This window comes from Duganella caerulea, assembly GCF_040362985.1.
Classification (GTDB): domain Bacteria; phylum Pseudomonadota; class Gammaproteobacteria; order Burkholderiales; family Burkholderiaceae_D; genus Rugamonas; species Rugamonas vulcania.
In genome coordinates, this window is record NZ_BPWJ01000006.1 from 74,098 (window position 1) to 92,262 (window position 18,165).

Annotated in this window: 23 protein-coding genes; 19 read left to right on the forward strand and 4 right to left on the reverse strand. The window is 59.6% G+C overall.

Annotation, left to right across the window (positions count from 1 at the left end):
- The first annotated feature begins 134 nt into the window (after positions 1–134).
- Together ACUJB0_RS19060 and ACUJB0_RS19065 are read left to right on the forward strand one after the other, a co-directional pair.
- Positions 135–1,574, forward strand: a complete 1,440-nt coding sequence (locus ACUJB0_RS19060; protein WP_444846577.1) for a M20/M25/M40 family metallo-hydrolase — start codon at positions 135–137, stop codon at positions 1,572–1,574.
- A 79-nt stretch (positions 1,575–1,653) separates the two neighbouring features.
- Complete coding sequence (locus ACUJB0_RS19065; RefSeq protein WP_117010158.1) at positions 1,654–1,893, forward strand: hypothetical protein; 240 nt, start codon at positions 1,654–1,656, stop codon at positions 1,891–1,893.
- Positions 1,894–1,901: 8 nt separating this feature from the next.
- Here the strand turns inward: ACUJB0_RS19065 and ACUJB0_RS19070 are convergent, their stop codons facing one another.
- Entirely contained in the window at positions 1,902–2,192 is a 291-nt protein-coding gene (locus ACUJB0_RS19070) for a hypothetical protein (RefSeq protein ID WP_444846578.1), read from the reverse strand.
- A gap of 100 nt (positions 2,193–2,292) precedes the next feature.
- On the opposite strand from ACUJB0_RS19070, the gene ACUJB0_RS19075 reads away from it, so the two are divergent.
- A complete protein-coding gene (locus ACUJB0_RS19075) occupies positions 2,293–3,552 on the forward strand; it encodes a voltage-gated chloride channel family protein (protein WP_444846579.1) in 1,260 nt (419 codons plus the stop codon).
- Positions 3,553–3,555: 3 nt separating this feature from the next.
- Here the strand turns inward: ACUJB0_RS19075 and ACUJB0_RS19080 are convergent, their stop codons facing one another.
- Both ACUJB0_RS19080 and ACUJB0_RS19085 read right to left on the reverse strand, forming a co-directional pair.
- Positions 3,556–5,187, reverse strand: a complete 1,632-nt coding sequence (locus ACUJB0_RS19080) for a mechanosensitive ion channel family protein (RefSeq protein ID WP_444846580.1) — start codon at positions 5,185–5,187, stop codon at positions 3,556–3,558.
- A 420-nt stretch (positions 5,188–5,607) separates the two neighbouring features.
- Positions 5,608–5,916, reverse strand: coding sequence for a hypothetical protein (locus tag ACUJB0_RS19085; RefSeq protein WP_444846581.1), 309 nt, complete (start codon positions 5,914–5,916; stop codon positions 5,608–5,610).
- Positions 5,917–6,238: 322 nt separating this feature from the next.
- On the opposite strand from ACUJB0_RS19085, the gene ACUJB0_RS19090 reads away from it, so the two are divergent.
- From ACUJB0_RS19090 to ACUJB0_RS19165, 16 genes are all read left to right on the forward strand, one after another.
- Entirely contained in the window at positions 6,239–6,658 is a 420-nt protein-coding gene (locus ACUJB0_RS19090) for a hypothetical protein (RefSeq protein WP_444846582.1), read from the forward strand.
- A gap of 798 nt (positions 6,659–7,456) precedes the next feature.
- Positions 7,457–7,789 carry a hypothetical protein gene (locus ACUJB0_RS19095; protein WP_444846583.1) on the forward strand — a complete coding sequence of 111 codons (333 nt, stop codon included), beginning with the start codon at positions 7,457–7,459 and terminating at the stop codon, positions 7,787–7,789.
- Between the two features lie 218 nt (positions 7,790–8,007).
- Entirely contained in the window at positions 8,008–8,475 is a 468-nt protein-coding gene (locus ACUJB0_RS19100; protein WP_444846584.1) for a hypothetical protein, read from the forward strand.
- Between the two features lie 176 nt (positions 8,476–8,651).
- On the forward strand, positions 8,652–9,197 hold the full coding sequence (locus ACUJB0_RS19105; RefSeq protein ID WP_444846585.1) for a hypothetical protein: 546 nt from the start codon (positions 8,652–8,654) through the stop codon (positions 9,195–9,197).
- Positions 9,198–9,408: 211 nt separating this feature from the next.
- Complete coding sequence (locus ACUJB0_RS19110; RefSeq protein ID WP_444846586.1) at positions 9,409–9,936, forward strand: hypothetical protein; 528 nt, start codon at positions 9,409–9,411, stop codon at positions 9,934–9,936.
- 32 nt (positions 9,937–9,968) lie between these two features.
- Positions 9,969–10,385, forward strand: a complete 417-nt coding sequence (locus tag ACUJB0_RS19115; protein ID WP_444846587.1) for a hypothetical protein — start codon at positions 9,969–9,971, stop codon at positions 10,383–10,385.
- 20 nt (positions 10,386–10,405) lie between these two features.
- Complete coding sequence (locus ACUJB0_RS19120) at positions 10,406–10,852, forward strand: hypothetical protein (protein WP_444846588.1); 447 nt, start codon at positions 10,406–10,408, stop codon at positions 10,850–10,852.
- A gap of 157 nt (positions 10,853–11,009) precedes the next feature.
- On the forward strand, positions 11,010–11,564 hold the full coding sequence (locus tag ACUJB0_RS19125) for a hypothetical protein (RefSeq protein WP_444846589.1): 555 nt from the start codon (positions 11,010–11,012) through the stop codon (positions 11,562–11,564).
- 65 nt (positions 11,565–11,629) lie between these two features.
- Positions 11,630–11,941, forward strand: a complete 312-nt coding sequence (locus tag ACUJB0_RS19130; protein ID WP_444846590.1) for a hypothetical protein — start codon at positions 11,630–11,632, stop codon at positions 11,939–11,941.
- The gene (locus ACUJB0_RS19135) at positions 11,941–12,267 is read left to right on the forward strand and encodes a hypothetical protein (protein WP_444846591.1); all 327 of its coding nucleotides are present in this window, start codon (positions 11,941–11,943) and stop codon (positions 12,265–12,267) included. The genes ACUJB0_RS19130 and ACUJB0_RS19135 overlap by 1 nt, the downstream gene beginning before the upstream one ends.
- A 267-nt stretch (positions 12,268–12,534) precedes the next feature.
- Positions 12,535–12,786, forward strand: coding sequence for a hypothetical protein (locus tag ACUJB0_RS19140; RefSeq protein ID WP_444846592.1), 252 nt, complete (start codon positions 12,535–12,537; stop codon positions 12,784–12,786).
- A gap of 1 nt (position 12,787) precedes the next feature.
- Positions 12,788–13,192 (forward strand): hypothetical protein, encoded by a 405-nt coding sequence (locus ACUJB0_RS19145; protein ID WP_444846593.1) that lies wholly within the window; start codon positions 12,788–12,790, stop codon positions 13,190–13,192.
- 2 nt (positions 13,193–13,194) lie between these two features.
- Entirely contained in the window at positions 13,195–13,698 is a 504-nt protein-coding gene (locus ACUJB0_RS19150; RefSeq protein ID WP_444846594.1) for a hypothetical protein, read from the forward strand.
- A 34-nt stretch (positions 13,699–13,732) separates the two neighbouring features.
- Positions 13,733–14,023 carry a hypothetical protein gene (locus tag ACUJB0_RS19155; protein ID WP_444846595.1) on the forward strand — a complete coding sequence of 97 codons (291 nt, stop codon included), beginning with the start codon at positions 13,733–13,735 and terminating at the stop codon, positions 14,021–14,023.
- Between the two features lie 290 nt (positions 14,024–14,313).
- Complete coding sequence (locus tag ACUJB0_RS19160) at positions 14,314–15,906, forward strand: hypothetical protein (protein WP_444846596.1); 1,593 nt, start codon at positions 14,314–14,316, stop codon at positions 15,904–15,906.
- Positions 15,897–17,459: a phage portal protein family protein gene (locus ACUJB0_RS19165; RefSeq protein WP_444846597.1), complete on the forward strand. Its 1,563-nt coding sequence runs from the start codon at positions 15,897–15,899 to the stop codon at positions 17,457–17,459. The genes ACUJB0_RS19160 and ACUJB0_RS19165 overlap by 10 nt, the downstream gene beginning before the upstream one ends.
- On the opposite strand, the gene ACUJB0_RS19170 is transcribed toward ACUJB0_RS19165, so the two are convergent.
- Positions 17,413–18,018, reverse strand: coding sequence for a hypothetical protein (locus tag ACUJB0_RS19170; RefSeq protein WP_444846598.1), 606 nt, complete (start codon positions 18,016–18,018; stop codon positions 17,413–17,415). The two genes, ACUJB0_RS19165 and ACUJB0_RS19170, sit on opposite strands and share 47 nt — an antisense overlap.
- Positions 18,019–18,165: the final 147 nt, after the last annotated feature.

Here is an 18,165-nt window from a genome sequence, read left to right on the forward strand (position 1 = left end):
GCGGCGCTTTCGTCGGAGGTGAAGGTTCATGGTAGTGCAAGCGCCATAACAAATCAACATTGATGACAAGAACTCCATGATGGGTTATCGTTTAGATCGTTCTTTGCTATTTACTCCCCATCGATAGGAAACGCATGAAATCCATGTTCAAGTCCCCGTTGTCCCTGACCGTCCTTGCCAGCGCCTTGTTGAGCGCCGGCGCCATTGCCGCCCCGGCCAACGATCCGGCCACGCTGACCCAGATCCGCGATAGCGCGATGAAGGATGACTGGGCCTACGAGCGCCTGGCCGACCTGACCGATCTGGTTGGCCCGCGCCTGTCCGGTTCTCCCGGCGCGGCGGCGGCGGTGGAGCAGGTGGCGGCCGCCATGCGCAAGCTGGGCGCCAAGGTCACGCTGCAGCCGGTCAAGGTGCCGCATTGGGTGCGCGGCGTGGAGACGGCGGAACTGGTCGACTACAACGGCCGTCCGGCCGGCATCACCCAGAAGATCGTGCTGACTGCGCTGGGCGGTTCGGGCGCCACGCCCGCCGCCGGCCTGACCGCGCCGGTGCTGGTGGTGCGCAGCCTGGCGGAGCTGAAAGCCAAGGCGGCCCAGGTGAAAGGCAGCATCGTGCTGGTGGACGTGGCCTTCGACCAGGAACTGGCCGATCGCGGCCACGCCGGCGCGGCCTACGGTCCTGGCGCGGGCTTCCGCTATATCGGTCCGAAGATGGCGGCGGAGATGGGCGCGGCGGCGGCGCTGGTGCGCTCGGTCGGCGGCGCCAACTTCCGCATCCCGCACACCGGCGTGACCGGCCTGGTTGATGGCGCGCGTATCCCGGCCGCCGCCATCACCACCGAGGACGTGCTGCTGCTGGATCGCCTACTGGCGCGCGGCCCGGTCAAGATGCACCTGACCTTGACCCCGCAAATGCTGCCGGAAGCCGACAGCTTCAACGTCATCGCCGACTGGCCTGGTACCGACAAGGCCGATGAAGTGGTGGTGGTCTCCGGCCACCTCGACTCGTGGGACCTGGCCACCGGCGCCAACGACGACGGCACCGGCGTGGCCGGCGCGATGGGCGTGATCGAGACGCTGAAAAAGCTGGACCTGCATCCGCGCCGCACCATCCGCATGATCGCGTGGATGAACGAGGAAAACGGCACCCACGGCGGCAAGACCTACTTCGAGGCGAACAAGGACAAGCTGGATAAACACTTCGCCGCCATCGAATCGGACAGCGGCGGTGGCCGTCCGTTTGGCTTCATCGGCAGCGTGACGCCGCCGATGGTGAAGTACTTCGCGCCGTTGAAGGAGGCGCTGGCGCCGATCGGCGCGGGCCAGTTCGAACGCCGCGATATCACCGGCCCGACCGATACCGGTCCGATGGAGCGCGCGGGCGTGCCGGTGTTCGAGCCGATGGTCGATTCGTCGGCCTACTTCAATTACCATCACACGCCGGCCGATACGCTGGACAAGGTCAACCCGCTGGAACTGAAGCGCCATGTCGCGGTGATGACGTCGCTGAGCTGGTTCCTGGCGAACATGGAGCAGCCGATCGGCCGCACCGCGCACCAGGACAGCGACGACTGATCAGGCCGGCGCGCAGCGCATCCGTGCGCGGCGCGCCGGAGCCTTCGTGATAGGCTGCTGACTTATCGAGGAGAGCATCATGGACAAGATTCACTACAAGGGCTGGGATATCGTGCCGACCGCGCTGCAGACCACCGACCGCCGCTGGTCCGCCAGCTGCGACATCGAGCGCGCCAGCGTGGGCGGGGTGGAGGTGTTCGAAGGTGCCACCATGCAGTTCGTGCGCGACACCGAGGACGAGGCGATCGCCGCCGCCTGCGACGAGGCGATCCGCCAGATCGACAATATCATCGCCAACCCGCTGGTGCGGCTGGCCTGAGGTGACGCTCACGGCACAAAGATGACCTTAGCCGCCAGCCCCAGCAGGAATATCATGATGGTGCATTGGGCACCGAAGAGCCAACGGGTGACGTAGCGGAGTTCTGTTCGCAGCTCTTTCAGCACCTCGTCTTGCTGGTCCAGGCCTCGTTCGATCTGATCGAAGCGTGCGTCGACCTGCGTGAAGCGCTGATTCGTCAGCTGAAATTGCCGGTCCATATCTTCCCGCAGACTTGCGATCTGGCTTGCCTGCCTATCCAGCCTGCTTAATATGACATCGGTCTCCACTTTTGGCGCCATCCTTCCAGCCGATGAGATGTTAGACCGGCTTCGGCTAAACTAGTTCAATCCCGGCGGCCTGATTGCCGTCCTCCGGCGAATTTGCTAGTATGCAAGTCCGATGAAATCACGCCGCTATCCCGAACAAATCGCCTTGTTGCCGTACATCGGCAAATGGACCTTCATCGCAGGCCTGATCGCACTGCTGAGCGGCACGGCCTCGGCCTTCTTCCTGTTCGCGCTCGACCGCGCCACCGGCTGGCGCGAAGCCCACCGCTGGATCATCTGGCTGCTGCCGCTGGCCGGCTTCGTGGTCGGCTGGGTGTACCTGAAACTGGGCAGCAGCGTCGAAGCCGGCAACAACCTGCTGATCGACGAAATCCACGACCCCAAGAAAGTCGTCCCGCTGCGCATGGCGCCGCTGGTATTGATCGGCACCGTGATCTCGCACCTGTTCGGCGCCTCGGTCGGCCGCGAAGGCACGGCCGTGCAGATGGGCGGCACCCTGGCCGACCAGCTCACCCACGTGTTCCGCATGCGCCACGCCGAACGCCGCATCCTGCTCATGGCCGGCATCAGCGCCGGTTTCGCCTCGGTGTTCGGCACACCGCTGGCCGGCGCCATCTTCGGACTGGAAGTGCTGGCCATCGGCCGCCTGCGCTACGACGCCATCTTCCCCTGCATGGTGGCGGCCATCGCCGCCGACCAGGTGGGCATGGCCTGGGGCGTGCATCACACCCATTATGCGATCAGCGGCGTGGTGGCGATCGGCTTCTGGAGCATGGCCGCCGTGCTGGCCGCCGGCATCGTGTTCGGACTGACCGGCATGCTGTTCGCGAAGTCCACACACGCCGCATCGGCCTTTATGAAGCGCCATGTGGCATATGCGCCGCTGCGTCCCCTGATCGGCGGCGCGCTGGTGGCGGTGGCGGTGTGGGTAATCGGCACGCGCTACATCGGTCTTGGCATCCCTGTGATTATCGAAGCGTTCCAGCAGCCGCTGGCGCCGACGGATTTCATCGGCAAGTTCCTGTTCACGGTTGGCTCGCTGGGCAGCGGCTTCAAAGGCGGGGAGGTCACGCCGCTGTTCTACATCGGCGCGACGCTGGGCAACGCGCTGGCGCCGCTGCTGCACCTGCCGTTCGCCATGCTGGCGGGGCTGGGCTTCGTCGCCGTGTTCGCGGGGGCGGCCAACACGCCGCTGGCATCCACCATCATGGCGATCGAATTATTCGGGCCGGAGATCGGGCCTTACGCCGCGTTGGCGTGCGTGGTGGCTTATCTGTTCTCCGGCCACGCCGGCATCTACCGCGCTCAGAAAGTCGGCATGCTCAAGCACCGCTTGCCGCCGGTGGCGCGCGACCGCAAGCCGCCGGCTTAAAGCTTACTGCTGCTCCCGCACCGCCGGCGCCGGATGCCAGTTCTCTTTCGGGATCACGTGTGGCGTGGCCGGCTCCTGCGTGAAATGCGGTGACGTGATCTGCACACCGAACTCGTTGAACACATCGACGATGTACTGGTGCAGCTGATTCAACACCTCTGCGCGGCGGCGCGGCGTCTCCACGGTGGCATAGGCCACCAGGCGGTACTCCACGTAGAAGTCCGACAGCCCGATCTGCATCACGTAGGGCTTGGGCGTGGCGGCGATGTCCTCCGTCCTGGCGGCCGCCAGCTCCAGCATCGCATGCACCTGGCGCCATGGCGTGTCGTAGCCGATGGTGACGGTGGTGTCGAGCACAAAGCCGGTGCCCGCATGCGCGCGCGAATAGTTCTTGGTGGTGTTGGACAGCACCCATGCGTTGGGCATGGTGATCTCCTCACCGAGGCCGGTGCGCAGCCGCGTTTCGAACATGCCCAATTCGACCACCGTGCCTTCCGACTCGCCGATGCGCACATACTCGCCTTTGCGCAGCGAGCGCGCGTACATCAGGATCAAACCGCTGGCGCCCTGGCCGACGATGCTCGACGCGCCGATCGACACCATCAACCCCACCAGCACCGACACGCCCTGGAAGGCGGCCGTATGCGCGCCGGGCAGGTAAGGGTAGGCCATCGCTAGCGCGAACAGCCAGATCACGACATTGAAGATGCGGCGCGTGGGCATGGCGGTGTCGCGATCGAGCCAGGCTATCTGCAGCTCGCCGCTTTCCACGCGCTGGAACACCGAGCCGGCGGTCAGCATCACCAGCCGCGCGATGGCGGCGATGACGGCCACCAGCACCAGGCCAGGCAGCGCATCGATGACGCCTTGCGCGATGCCGGCGATGATGTCGATCAGGTAGTCCTGCAGACGTTCGCCCCAGCTGCGCGAGTAGGGGATTTTGCCCATCACGAAGGCCAGCCACAGATAGGTCGCCATCAGGCGCAGGCCCCAGATCAGCAGGTTCACCAGCTGACGCATGAAGGCCACGTAGTGTTCGGCGTCGAGGACGCGCACGTTCTTGAGGCGCACCTGGCCGAGGCGGCGGCTGATGGCCTGGGTCGAGCGCTTGCCCACCCAGCGGTGCATCAGCCGCAGGCCATGCAGTATCAGGCCGTATGCCAGCGTGGCAGCCGCGCAAAGGGCCGCCGCGATCAGCAGGTAGCGCGGGCTGGCTTGTTCGCGGCGCTCCAGCAGGGCCTTGCCGAGTATCGCCGCGCTTTCGGCGGCGACGCTGTCGGTGGTGTCGCCGGCCAGCGGATTGATGTCGGCGGGCGTGACCAGGAACAGCAGCGCGCCGTCCAGCATCACCTGCGTGCCTTCGGCGATTGTCCGGGTGCCGGGCAACTGCGGACCGTTGCGGGCCAGCGTCGCCTCCAGCCGTTTGCGCGCGCCATCGGCCCGTTCCTCCGGCGGATAGCCGGTCAGCACGGAGCGGAACACGAAGATGGTGCGGTTGGCGAATACCAGTTTGGCTTGCGTGGGTACGGCGGCGGGCGCAGGGGCTTGTGGGCTGGGCAGGGTGTCGGCGGCGGTTGCGAAGCAGTGGAGCATCATCAACAGCGATGCGAAGAGCAGTCGGCGCAGAACGGTCATGGCTATCCTTGTGACGTAGATGTTGGCAATGATGCCATGTTATTGGATTGGATAGTTGCCGGTATGGCAGTTATGCCGGGTTCGTGGCATAATCACGGGCTCCGTCGCTCCGATGGTGAAATTGGTAGACACTGGAGACTTAAAACAATATGGGTCTGAGCCAAATACCTGTTTTATGTCATGCTAAGTCATTGATTTTACTGGTATTTTCTTGGCGCAAGCACTTTCGACTTACCCCCTCACCCCACACTTTCCCCACATAATCTATGCCTTTTCACACCGCCAGCTTAAACGCAGCAGAGTGAAACTGACCTTTTTCACCCCGTGATTTTGAGGTGTGGCGACGGTACAGTACACGTCAATAGCCGCTTGGGCCCTGATTCTATATAAACAGCAGCAAAGCCCGTCTGCCTTAACACATTAGCCGCTTAACGCCAGCCGTTGGCTGCTTGCAAATTTGTACATATCATTGCTGTCAGTTATGCTGTTCGTGTTATCAATCTTAAGCGCACCGGCATGCTGAAAAAGTTCGAATACAACAATACCAATACCCAGCGAGACGAACTGCTGGTATACGCATTTCACCCAGACGTACTCACCGCGCCTACCAAGGAACTGAGAGAGCTGAAGGCGTCCATCCTGCGATACTATCCACGGACTGAGCACGAAGGTATCGTCAGGCCATTTACGGCGAACACCGACTACTACCTGCAATGGCGTGAAGCCCATGACCATGTTGACGAAATACTGGCGAAGCGTTGGTCAAAGCTGAAATTTGGTTGGACAACGGGCCTAGCTGCTGCGACCCTGGCAGTGCTAATTTGGACCTTGATTGACACAATGGTGCACCGAGCCCCGCCGGCGGCAGCAGCGCCTGCCGCACCTACAGCACCATCGGCGCCTGCTAACGCCCACCCGGCGGCATCAGTCCCAGCATCTGCCAGCAAGTCTGCGAAGTGACTGCAAGGCATAAATCTGCTACCAATCCATATAAACATCATTGCTAGACAACGTACTGACAGCAATCTCGCTGCCGGCACGGAGACTAGCAATGACCAATAACACCACAATGAACACCAACAATGCTGAGCTGACTGCAAAACAGCGATTTATCCTCGGCTACGTACAGCTTGTAGAGGAGACCGGCTGCCAGCTCACTGACTGCTACGGCGACAGCCTGAGAATTGACCAGTGCTATTCAGCGGAGTACGACGATTCGCCGGTGCTCTATCTAGCTGCGCAGCTAAACGAGCCGTGGTCGCCGCAACTGAAAAACGTGGCCGTCCAGTCGCTGCTGGCTGGTACGAGCACGGAGCAGTTTGGCGAGTACTCGCTACTCCACCTCGCAGAACAACTCGAACCGCAGCATTTTTCTGCAAATCGTGCACTGCGCGGGCGTATTGCAGCTGCAGTGCGCGATACTCCCGCGCAGTATGCGGAGGAGTGGATGCAGCCCTGGTTTAATGTGTAACGGCTCCCAATCAAGTGCCCTCCAGTTGAGGGCATTTTTCTTTGCCTCCAATCCAGCGACCATCGGCGGCACACGTCAACTCGTCGGCAGCACAACTACCTCGCAGTGAACCTGGCTGAATGTCGGAGTGTCTGCAGCTGCAGGTGCACGATGGACGGCTAACCCTCGATGGCGGGGTGGCGTATAAATTTGCAGCCAAATCTATATAAGCACGTGAGCTATACGAGGGAGCGGTGGCACTGATGCTGCTGCAAAAACACGGAGTATCGCCATGCTGCAGAACATCACCACCGACGCTAAAATCTTTGAGCTTGAGTACCGGTTCCCACAGTTTAAGTGCGTAGAAAATCCCGGCCGCTACGTTGTAGGGACATTCACCCATCACGCCGGCGTAGTCGCGCTAGTCGAAGACCCCCTAGTCGCTGCGAGCGCAGACGTACTGCGAGCGATATACGCTGAAATTGTAGAACGTAGACTCTCACTCGACAATTTGACCGTTATGGCGCCTGACATTCGTGGGCGGCTAGAGCTGTCGTACTACACGTCGCGTCTCGAGCGCAGTCAGCTCCAATAACAGATTGCCCGCAGCTCACCCTGCGGGCAATTTTCACATCAGCCATCAATCCAGCCCTCCCTCGCGACAACCGCCGAACCTCTGCACATTCAGCCAGGGTAACTCCGCTTGGCCCCACCGCCGGCCAGTAATACCCACACGAATCGTAGGCCTTTATATAAACACCCTGACTATACGGTCTGTCAGCAATCTCGCTGACGACAACTACTACTAGGACCAATCACATGCATCTTTACGAAACCACCTACGTAAACGACGACTATAAATTCGTGGCCGCCGGGTTCATCGTTTTTTGCGTGAGCAGCGGTGTAATTTGGGGCTGCGGCAAGACGTATGCATCCGCACGTGCCGATGCGCGGGCGAGTATGCGCGATTCCGCAAATGGCCATGACAGTATCCTCCGCCAGTACGGGCCTGACGATTTGCGCTACGAGCCAGCGACTGCAGCTGCCATAGCCGCAGTAAGAGAGAGTGGAGCTGAGGCAATACAGGAAATTGACGACATTGGTCAGGGCGGCTGGGACACCCTCGAAAATATCAGAAAATTCGTGGACTAACCTCATAGGAAACTGTGCCAGCAACACTGAACATGTATGGACTGGTGCACCGCGCTGGAATCAGCACCGGCGTTGCAGTACACGCAGTTACCGATTCACCTTGGGCAGCAGTTATATAAGCAGCATCTTCGATTGCTGGCAGGAAACGGCTCTGTCAGCTAGAATTAATAGTTATTCCGGCCCTCGCGGCCGGATTTGTTGGCATAAAAGGACACAAAATGGGCGTAGTAGTAGCGATGGAACTTAGTAGGCAGGAACATTTGGAAACCCCTAAAACAGGCACGCAGCATATAAATTCGGCAGTACTAGGTTTGTGGATGCGCAGACTGCTAGACCTGCCGAAACGCACAACGAAATACGACCCGCCGCCAGAGGTGCGCGAGATTATTGAGCAGATGGCCAACTATTGCGGATTTGAACAGCTGCCGCGCAGTTTTGGCGAACTGGGCGTGGTGCGCCGTTTATACGATGCATTTTATGCGTTCGCGATTAAGGTTGAGAAAGCCGACCGCCGGACGTGGGCGCGGGACCTGCGCGAAAAACAGGCCGATATACGCGCTGAATTTGAGCGCGTTACACCTGAGCTGCTGCCCGCGCTGCAGATGTTCGAGACGGGTGAGCTGGTCCAGTTGAGGCGCTGGCTCACGGATAACAAAATAATGACGACGCTCGCGAACCGCGTCTGATTGCCATTGCCCGCACTTTGCCCTGCGGGCATTTTTTACACGTCTTCACATTCAGCCAGGTTCACTCCCGATAGCCCTCATGCATGAGGATAACCTGGCCAGCATTTAAAATTGCGCCCAACTTCATATAAACGCATGCACTACACGTAGTTCACAGGTCAACTACACAGGAAAACATGCGACAGGCAAAAATCAAATGGTTCAAGGCAGGCAGCGGGTCAATCTGTTTTGACGTCACAATCGACGGCGCGCGCTTGCTCGCAACTACGCACCCGATTACCGTGGCGGCAGCGCTGGTGGTGGCGGGGGTTGAGGTTCTCGAGCTTGCAGACGTCGAGACTAGTACACCGCGGACGCACAGCCTGGTGCTGCCCATGGAAAACGAGGACCTGGCCGATTTTAGTGCGTTCGCCGGCGAGGACCCAGTACTCGCTGCGCTGCTGGCGACGATGCACTCCGCTTACGGTCAGCTAGAGTACGCGCACACGTACAAAATCGCGCCGGCGCTTCCGCAGCTACTATTGCACTGGCACCTAGCAGCCATGCTGCTGCCCGACCGGTTGTACATTAACGTCCCGCCGGTTCCGCCGCCAGCGAATTTCGGCGAGTTTGTTCTCGAGCGAGCGCAATTTATCCACCACCCGCCAGCTACGCCGCTCTCGCCGGCGCGGGTAGCACTGCAATTACAGCTGCACGAGTCGTCAACAGCCACTAAAAACTGATTACAAACCCCGCCAAACCCCGCGCAGGCGGGGTTTTTCACGTCTGCGGCCGGTGCTCGGTGGCGGGCGTCTGGGCGTATAAAAAATATTCTTAAGAATGACTTAATTAGGGGTGTCGATACCCTCGATACCCCCGAATTGGGGGTACGTCGTGACTATACATAGTACGAGCAGCAAAACGCAGCTCGCAACTACCAACTCGGAGAGTCACATGAACTACAACACCACCACCGCAGCCCCCTCAGAAATCAGCTACAACGGACTCGAGAAATTCGCACGTCCCGCTACAAAGCAGCCTGCCATGCTGCGTAAAAATTTCAACATCTGCGCCTCATTCGTCTCGGTCGGTACGGACGTACCTCGGTACGAGTGCGAATTAGCGGATTTGCTGTACCTGCTCGCTCAAGACGATGGCCCGGACTACGTCCGGGTGACTACCGCCTCACCCGGAAGCGTCGTCACCGCGTACGACAGCCGCAGTCCTGCACTGTACCGCGCGCGCAGCAAGACCGGCGTAAAAATGGCTGTGCGAGCAATTGCAGCACAGCGTAGTGGTCTGCATGTCCTCCGGACTGGCGACGAGCTGACTGTCGAGCCAGACGGCCGGACTGTGCGTCGAATCGACTCCCCGTTCAACGAGTACCGTGCGAAAAAAGAGGCGGAGCGATTGGCCAACCGCGCACACCGCGAGGCGTATTACAACTCGTTTCTGCCGACAGCGCTTGCATCAAAAAAATGACTAAAACAACAACAACGCCGGAGACCACTAACATGAACACCAGCACCACCACAACGACCGACTACACCCAGCTCACAGGTGACGCACGCCGCGAGGCATTTCTCGCCCTAATCGCAGCCTCGCCAGCCGCCACCGAATTGATGTCCCGACTCACAAAACAGGCTGCGGACGTGATTGCAGCCAACCCGTGGCGAGGCCAGACTGGATACTGGGCGGACGCAATGATGTCAACGCTCTGCTGCCACTACCAGCTCGTAGCAGATGGACGCCTGACCGTCGAACAGGAGTTGCTGTGCGACGAAATTCTAGCGCCGCTGGACAGTGCTGTTATCAGTGCGCCGCGTGCGGCGAGCGAGAGCGGTATTGAGCTGCTGCGTACGCTGCTAATCGCTGGGACTATCGACGTACTCGCACTGGCAGCTGCACAGCAAGAGCTGGAACTGGCGTAACAACCACGGAGACCACGAACATGAACACCACCACCACACACACCTCGGCCGACTACAGAACCCTGCGCGGCGGCGCACGTAACGCTGCATTTTTAGAGCTGATAACAGCCTCGCCCGCCGCCTGTGACCTGATGGCCCGTCTCGCACGCCAGGTAGACGCTCTAATCGAGGCAAATCCATGGCGATACGAACGCCCGGCCGGCCAGCTACAGTGCAGCGACCGTGACGACCGCTACACCGCGTGGACAGACGCATGCTGCGACACGTTTTGGCTGTACAGAATCTGCGACTCGCTAACGTACGAGCAGAACGAAATTTGTCGTCAAATATTTCGCCGCAGCGCAAAACACAGCGCGTATCGGCCGGCGAGCGAACGCGGGAATCGGCTAATCGAGACTCTGCTGGTTGGAGGGACTATCGACGTACTGCGACTCGCAGCTGCACAGCAGGAACTAGAGCTGGCGTAACACCCCAATTTTTGGCGAGCCGCGGCCACCGACAGCGGCGCTTGAGGATAACTGGAGATTCACGTGATGGATGAGTGAGCGCCACGGGCTGGGCGCGATGACATAAATGCGGCTGTAAAAGAGCAAGAAAATGCCAACGTTTTCGCCCGCGTCCACAGTGGACCGCGACCTGTTCGAGTTGATGGTTCTCGACGCATCAAAATCGTCCACCCCGCGCTATATCTGCGACGTCTCAACGTCCGCCTCAAATTTCGACCGTTACTGCGATGAGGGCCGTGCACGCGCCGCTGCAAACGCCGCCATGCGCGGCGCCCGCTGGCATGCCGGCGACCAGAACACCCCCGGCCACGCACTGACCGTTGACGAACTGGGCCGTGTCGGTGAGGGGGCCATAGAGGAGCTGCTTGGAATTGACGTAGCCGCCGTTCTCACCGACGCCACCGACGCACGCCCAGACCGCACTGTCGCCGGCGTGCGTTTTGACGTCAAAACCGCAGACGTCCGCCCGGGAAATTCATTCGCGGTACCAGTGTGGCGCGTGGACGGCAGGGACTACGACGCGCTGCTGCTCGTGCAGCATGTGGAGCCTGGGCTGGCGAGGGTGTGGTGCTGTAAAAGCGAGGCCGCCGGAGCGGCGTGGACCAAGCGGCCGGGCGTACGCGGTAAGGGCGACTTTTACCGCATTGAGTGCCCGACGCCAGCGGCCATGTGAACTTGGCTGAGTGTGGCGAAGGACAAAGCCGCAGCCATCGAGCTGCGGCACTCGCTACACGAGGTATGAAAACCTCTGCCCGCTCCCGCTCCCATACCGTCCGCGCCAAGTTCGCCGCCGCCCGCCGTTCCGCCACGGTCCTCACCGCCGGCGCCGTCCCAATTCTGCTCGCAATCGCAGAGTCGCTGCGCGACCAGTTGCCAGCAATCTCGACGATGCTAACCGGCTGGCCGATGGTCGGGCTATCAGTTGTCGTCAGCACGTTGATTGCATTCCTGCGTGTGCGCAGTGTGCGCAGTGTGGAGCACGACGGTGGTAGTGGTGCCGGCGATGGCGATGGCGATGGCGATGGCGATGGCGCCGCCGGAGGTGCGTAATGGGGGTTAATTATCGTGCGCTGGCGCTGTCAGCGATTGTCGTGCTCGCGTTCGTAGTGCAGCAGCTGCGTCTCGAGAGCGAGCGTGTGACATCCGCCGCGCGGCTGGACGCGATTCACCAGTACGAGTCGGCGACAGAGGCACTCCGCACCGACGCGGCACGCCGCGAGCAGTCAGCCAGGGGAGCTGTTGTAGCAGCGCAGTCGTTGGCGGCGGACGCACGTCAGCGTGTGAGCGTTATAAAAGCGCTGCCGATACCGCGAGACTGCCCCTCGGTGATTCAGTGGCTGGTGACTGAAGGCCCCGGACTCGAGTCGGACGACTGATATGCGCGCCACTATTGCCGCCCCCATCCTCCTCACGTACATGGCCATGGCATGCCTTTCAGGCTGCGCTACGCAGCCGCCACGCATGCTACCAGTGCCACAGCCATGCCCAGCCGCCGCCATCGACAAACGGCCAGCACGCCCCGTTTCGAGACTCTCGTCACTAGACGCGTCACAGCCCGATGCAGTCGCGCGGGCCTACGCATCGAGTGTCGTCGACTGGCGCTCGTACTCACGACAACTGGAAACGCTGCTAGACGCCTGTAAATGACTTCACAAACTACTGACAAAACTGCCATCGAATTAGCTCAGCTGCGCGCTGAGCTGCACGCGACGAACGCCAACATTGAGCGCATCGCGACAGCGCTTGAGCGCACACTCAGCGACCACGAAACCCGTCTGCGTACAGTCGAGGGCGACCGCCTGCGCGCGCAGGGCGTTATCCGGCTTGTAGCGTGGCTAGGTGCTCCGACCGTTGCAGCGGTCCTATTCCTGCTCGCAAAATCGGCGGGGCACTAACATGACCCGCACACTCGTTTTCACGCTGACACTGCCAGACGCCACGCCGAGCAACAACGTAATAAAACAACTGCACTACCGCGTCTACAAAAAACTCCGCGAGCAGTGGCGGGCGTGGGTGCTTGAGCAGCTTGGCGGCGTGTTGCCCGCTGTGCCGCTCGAACTATCGGACATGGAAATCGAGCGCCACAGCGCGGGCCTGCTCGACTGGGATAATGTTTACGGCGGGCTCAAACCCCTGCTCGATTGCCTCGTCTGCGCGAGCGACCGCAATCCGGACGGCCTAGGGCTTATCCGTGACGACAACCCCAAAAACATGCCATCGGCACCGGCGGTTACACAGCTGCCCGCAAAACGCGGCGCCGGCCGCACCGTTGTGCGCATCTATGACCTGAAAACGTCTTAAAAATGGTAACGAAAAAACCCGCTTCTCCTCGCTCTAAACGGGCCGCCGTCAGCACTGACCGACGGCTGCAGGCGCTCGAGCTGCGAAAAACGGGCATGTCGTTTCAGGCTATTGGCGACCGACTCGCAATCTCCAAAGAGGCGGCGTGGCAGCTGGTAGACGGTGCGCTAACCGACTATCGTGCCGTTGTACGCGAGGCGGCCGACGAGGTTCGCGAGCTAGAGCTGCTGCGTCTCGACGAGTTGACGCAGACGTTCCGAACGCTCGCGCTGACTGGCGACACTGCTGCCGCAACCACTTACCTGAAAACGATGGAGCGCAGGGCGAGACTGCTAGGCCTCGATGCAGCCGCTCGTACCGAGCTGACGGGCCGCGACGGCGGGCCATTGCAATCAGTGTCAGCGACTGCGAACGTCAACCTGTCGGCACTCTCGCTCGAGCAGCTACTGCAACTTGACTCGCTGATGAATGCAGCGCAAACACCGGGGTCTGGGGACGGCAAGTAATTTCTGTTTATATAGAGTAGAATCGTCGGCCGAATTGCTGAAAATCAACAAAATCTTGTCAACATTACTCTACGTACTAACGCCCGCCGAATATGCTGCTGTAGCCGAATTTGGCTGCACGACGGAAATTGCTCGCATGTTTTACGTCGTGCGCGCCTCGACAAAATTCACTGTATTGAAAACTGGGCCACAGAGTTGGCAGCTGGACGTGACGCACGCCGAGGATGGAGACGCGCTGGGGGCGCCTGCAGTTATTGATGGTGACGTGCATGCCGCTCTGGCCGCCCTGACGGTCACCCTGGCGATGTGGGTCAAAGTAGCATGAGGCCGTGGTGTGAGCCTTCAGGCGCAATTGCGGATGACGACGAAGTTTTGGCTAAGCTTATTGCTGAGCTTCGCCTTAAGCGTCAGTCTTTAACTAACCTCAACCTTGCCGAGGGCCAACTGGATTACGGTAGATTTAGGGTCTATATTTCCAGCCTGAGGGAGGACGGTTGGTGCCTTCGGGTAACTGATACCGACGGCATCTGCCGGCACGTGCACAGCCCCGACTTGAGCGAGCTTTTACACTCTGCTAAATCGTATTCAAAAGCGAAGTAAGACCCTATACGGTGGATGCAACGTCCACCAAAATCCCAGTTATTAGAAATAGCGCAGCGGCTCCCGTCAGCTCTCGAAATCGAACGAGAGCTGTGCCGACGCTCGCTGTACCAATTTGCGATTCGCGCATGGCACGTCCTCGAGCCGGTTCAGCCGTTCAGGGACAATTGGCACATCCACGCGATTTGCGACCATCTGCAGGCAGTGTCCGACGGCCGAATCAAACGACTGCTAATCAATATTCCGCCGCGCCACATGAAAACCGCGCTGGTGAGCGTTATCTGGCCAGTATGGGACTGGCTCAGCAAGCCCTCACGTCGATTCCTGTCTTGTTCATATAAACAAGGGCTATCTATTCGCGATGCGCTAGCATCCCGCCGCCTCATACAGTCTCCGTGGTTCCAAGCCAGGTTCTCTGATGTGTTTTCGCTCACACGCGACCAAAATCAAAAGCAGCGATACACGAACAACCATACCGGATACCGTCTCAGCGTGTCATCAGTGGCAGGTGCCGTAGGCGAAGGCGGGGACATATTGAGCGCTGATGACCCGATGGACTCCAACGAAATGCGGTCCGCAGCGTATCTTGAATCCTTCAATATCTGGTGGGATGAGGTGTGGAGCACGCGTCTCAATAATCCTAATGACGGCGCGATGGTCTTAACAATGCAGCGACTATCGGAGGCAGATGTGTGCGCGCGTATGCTGAAGCGTGGGGGCTGGGTGCACCTTATGCTGCCTGCGGAGTACGAGCCAGCACGACGTTGTTCCACGGTTCTGGGTTTTAGGGACCCACGCACAGAGGATGGCGAGCTTCTCTGGAAAAATCACTTCGGTCACGAGGCCTTGTTAGAGCTAAAGCTGTCCGTGGGGTCGTACGCAGCTGCGGGGCAGTTGCAGCAACGTCCAGCTCCGCGTGGCGGCGGCATCATTAAACGCAACCACTGGCGGCTCATCAAGCGGAGGGACCTGCCGTCATTTTTCCATTTCATTATCTCGTGGGACACTGCCGCCACTGACAATGAGAACAACGACCCAACGGGGTGTACAGTCTGGGGCCTATCTTCAGTGCCAGGAAAAGCGGGCCTGTTCAAACTCGGCCAATTGGAGGAGTGGCTTACAGTACCCGAATTAGAGAAACGCATTCCTGACTACGGCCGCAACTGGCAGACCGGCGCTGAGCACCTTATCGAAGCGGCTGGTCCTAGCGGGCTAGCGCTGCTACAACTCCTGAAAACTAAATATCCAGCTCTGACGCTGACGCCGGCAGACCCGCGCAATCTGGCAAAAAACATACACGTCCCGTCGCGCACGCTCGACGCCGTGAAAACCGCACTTGGCGGTAGTAAGGAGGACCGCGCCACATTAGCGTCTGTGCGCATTGAGAACGGACTGGTGTGGCTAATAGAGGATGACCCGGATACACCCGGCTTTCTGGATAAAGCGGACGCGTTCCCGAAGTGCAAACCGCGTGACGTCGTTGACAGCGCTATCCAGGCCATTTTGTACGCGACGGCTCGCTACACGTTCGAGAGCAACAGCTGGGAGTACATCAGCTCGAGCACCACATCAACCGACAGCGACAGCGACGACGACCAATGGCATTGAACTTAAAACCCTTTTTGGCAGCATTTTCTGCAGCAAAGCGGACGCCGACCGCGAAGGAAATGACTGGCGACATAGCTCCGCCCGCGCCGCCTCTTTTTGAGACTCAGGCGACGGGAGAGGTTCGTCGCGTTACGTCGACCGCCACCGCTGTCACATACACGCCTGACGCCGCGCTAAAGGCGCTAAAGGGGGCACAGTCTGGTCAAAACCTAACCGGGCTAGTGGACATGGGCATGGCTGTTTTACGCCGCAGTCCGAAATTGCGGTCGTTGATGGCGACGCGTGTGATGTCGATTACGAGCCTGCCACGGCTTGTGGAGAGCGCAGGGACGAGCCGACAGGACAAAAAAGCGCTTGCAGCCTGTCAGGCGCTGGCACAGACACCACACTTCAAAAATCTAGTGCGGCATCTCGCATGGGCCTCCTATTTCGGGTGGCAAGGCGCGCAAGTGCGTTTTGGGAGCGGTACAGAATTTTGGCCTGTTGAAAATATCGGGTTAATGCCGCCGTCGTGGTTCGCCTTCGATGCTGCTGACGGTAGCCCTCTGTTGCTACCTGCTGTCGCAGGCGAAAAGCCGACGCCACTAGCGCCGTACGGAAAATTTATCTTTCACACGCCATCACTGCTACCAGGGCAACCCCACTTAAACGGCCTCGCATACACCGCAGTTTTCTACGCGTGCCTGCTCGATGTAATTCAAGGCCGCGGCTCGTTGTTTGTCGAGCTGTTTGCGATGCCATTGCGCCTTGGTAAATTCCCCCGTGGCGCTGGGCCTGAACACCAAAAAAATCTGTCGGTAATGCGTCAAGCGCTCGAGCACATTGGCGCTGACGCTTGGGCCATTATCCCCGAGGAAATGCAAATTGAATTTTTAAAAGACAGCACCGTTCAGGGCTCAATCGAGACCTACGAACGTTGGTCTCGATATTTCGACGAGCTGCTCACACAACTGATTCTCGGCGGCTCACTGACCAGCGGTACGAGCAACACCGGTAGCGGCGGCTCGCAGGCGCTCGGCGTAGTGCACAACGAATTGCGCGCAGATATCATGCGCGCAGACGCGAGCGACATCGCTGACACTATCGTTCGCGATTTGTTCACGCCATTTGTGCAGTTCAATTTCGCCGGCGCGGTCGTGCCGTCATTTACGATGCCCGTCGAGGAGGCCGAGGACACAGCGGCCAAGGCTTCAGCGATGCAGGGATTTATGGACCGTGGCGTCCAATTCCTTGTGTCTGACGTCCACTCATTGTTGCAGACTACCGAGCCGCAGGACGGCGACAAGACCGTTGGTGGTACCACGGCCCCCGCCGCAGCGACTGGAGCGCCACCTGTCGACGCCAAATCAGCGCTGACCGCCCACGTAACCGCAAATACCACACTCAGCCAGGGTAACCCACCATCTACCGAGCCCGCCGACGTGGCAAACGGTAGCGAGGCTGCTATCAAATCGGCGCTGCTGTCGTTTATAGAAAAATCGAGCGTCGCTGACCTGCAAGCGCTGCTCATGGCCGGGTTGGCTGCAACGCGCCAGATTGAGCCGGCGACTTAAGCGCTGGCGGCGCAATCGGTGCAACTACCGCAGATGCGGGCAACTGTACCTGAATGGTCACTGGAATAACGGGCGCGGTGAGCTGCGCCCACACCCGACCAACAGAATATAAAGTCAGCCCTGCAACTACCGCGTAGTTCCTGAAGCGGTAAACTTTAACAGCACCACGGCTAGCGTCTTTAGCTCTCTGAATCAGCGACAAGTGATTATTTTTCAGCGATTCAAGCAGCGGCTTGTCAAACTCGCTATTCAATGCGTAGTTCTCACGCTCTTGTGCCATGGCTTTGGAGAGCCGTTCTGCCGACTTGGCGCCTTGCAGTGACAACGAGTGCACGTGAACCGTCCGTTCTATGCGAAGCAGGCCCAGCGCAACAGAGGCGACGAGCGCAGCTATTCCACCCAACTGTACTCCGGCAGGCCAGTCAAGCACCTTGAACGTCAGTGCTTGCACGGCCCAAGCGCATAGCGCGCCGGCTACCCCTACAACGTGGTAATCGTATTTTTCGCTGGCAGCCAGCCATATTTTGTAGGCCTCAGTGGACTGCGAGTTTTCTGCCATGCCGGTTCCTCAATTTTCAATGCGTATAAATTTACGACCAACCCTGTTTATAGAAAGTTGCTATACGTATTGTAATCGAGAGAACCTCGTTACCCGGACTGCAGCCGGTATCCCCCCCAACACCCGAATCTCCCGGGTGTCCCGGGG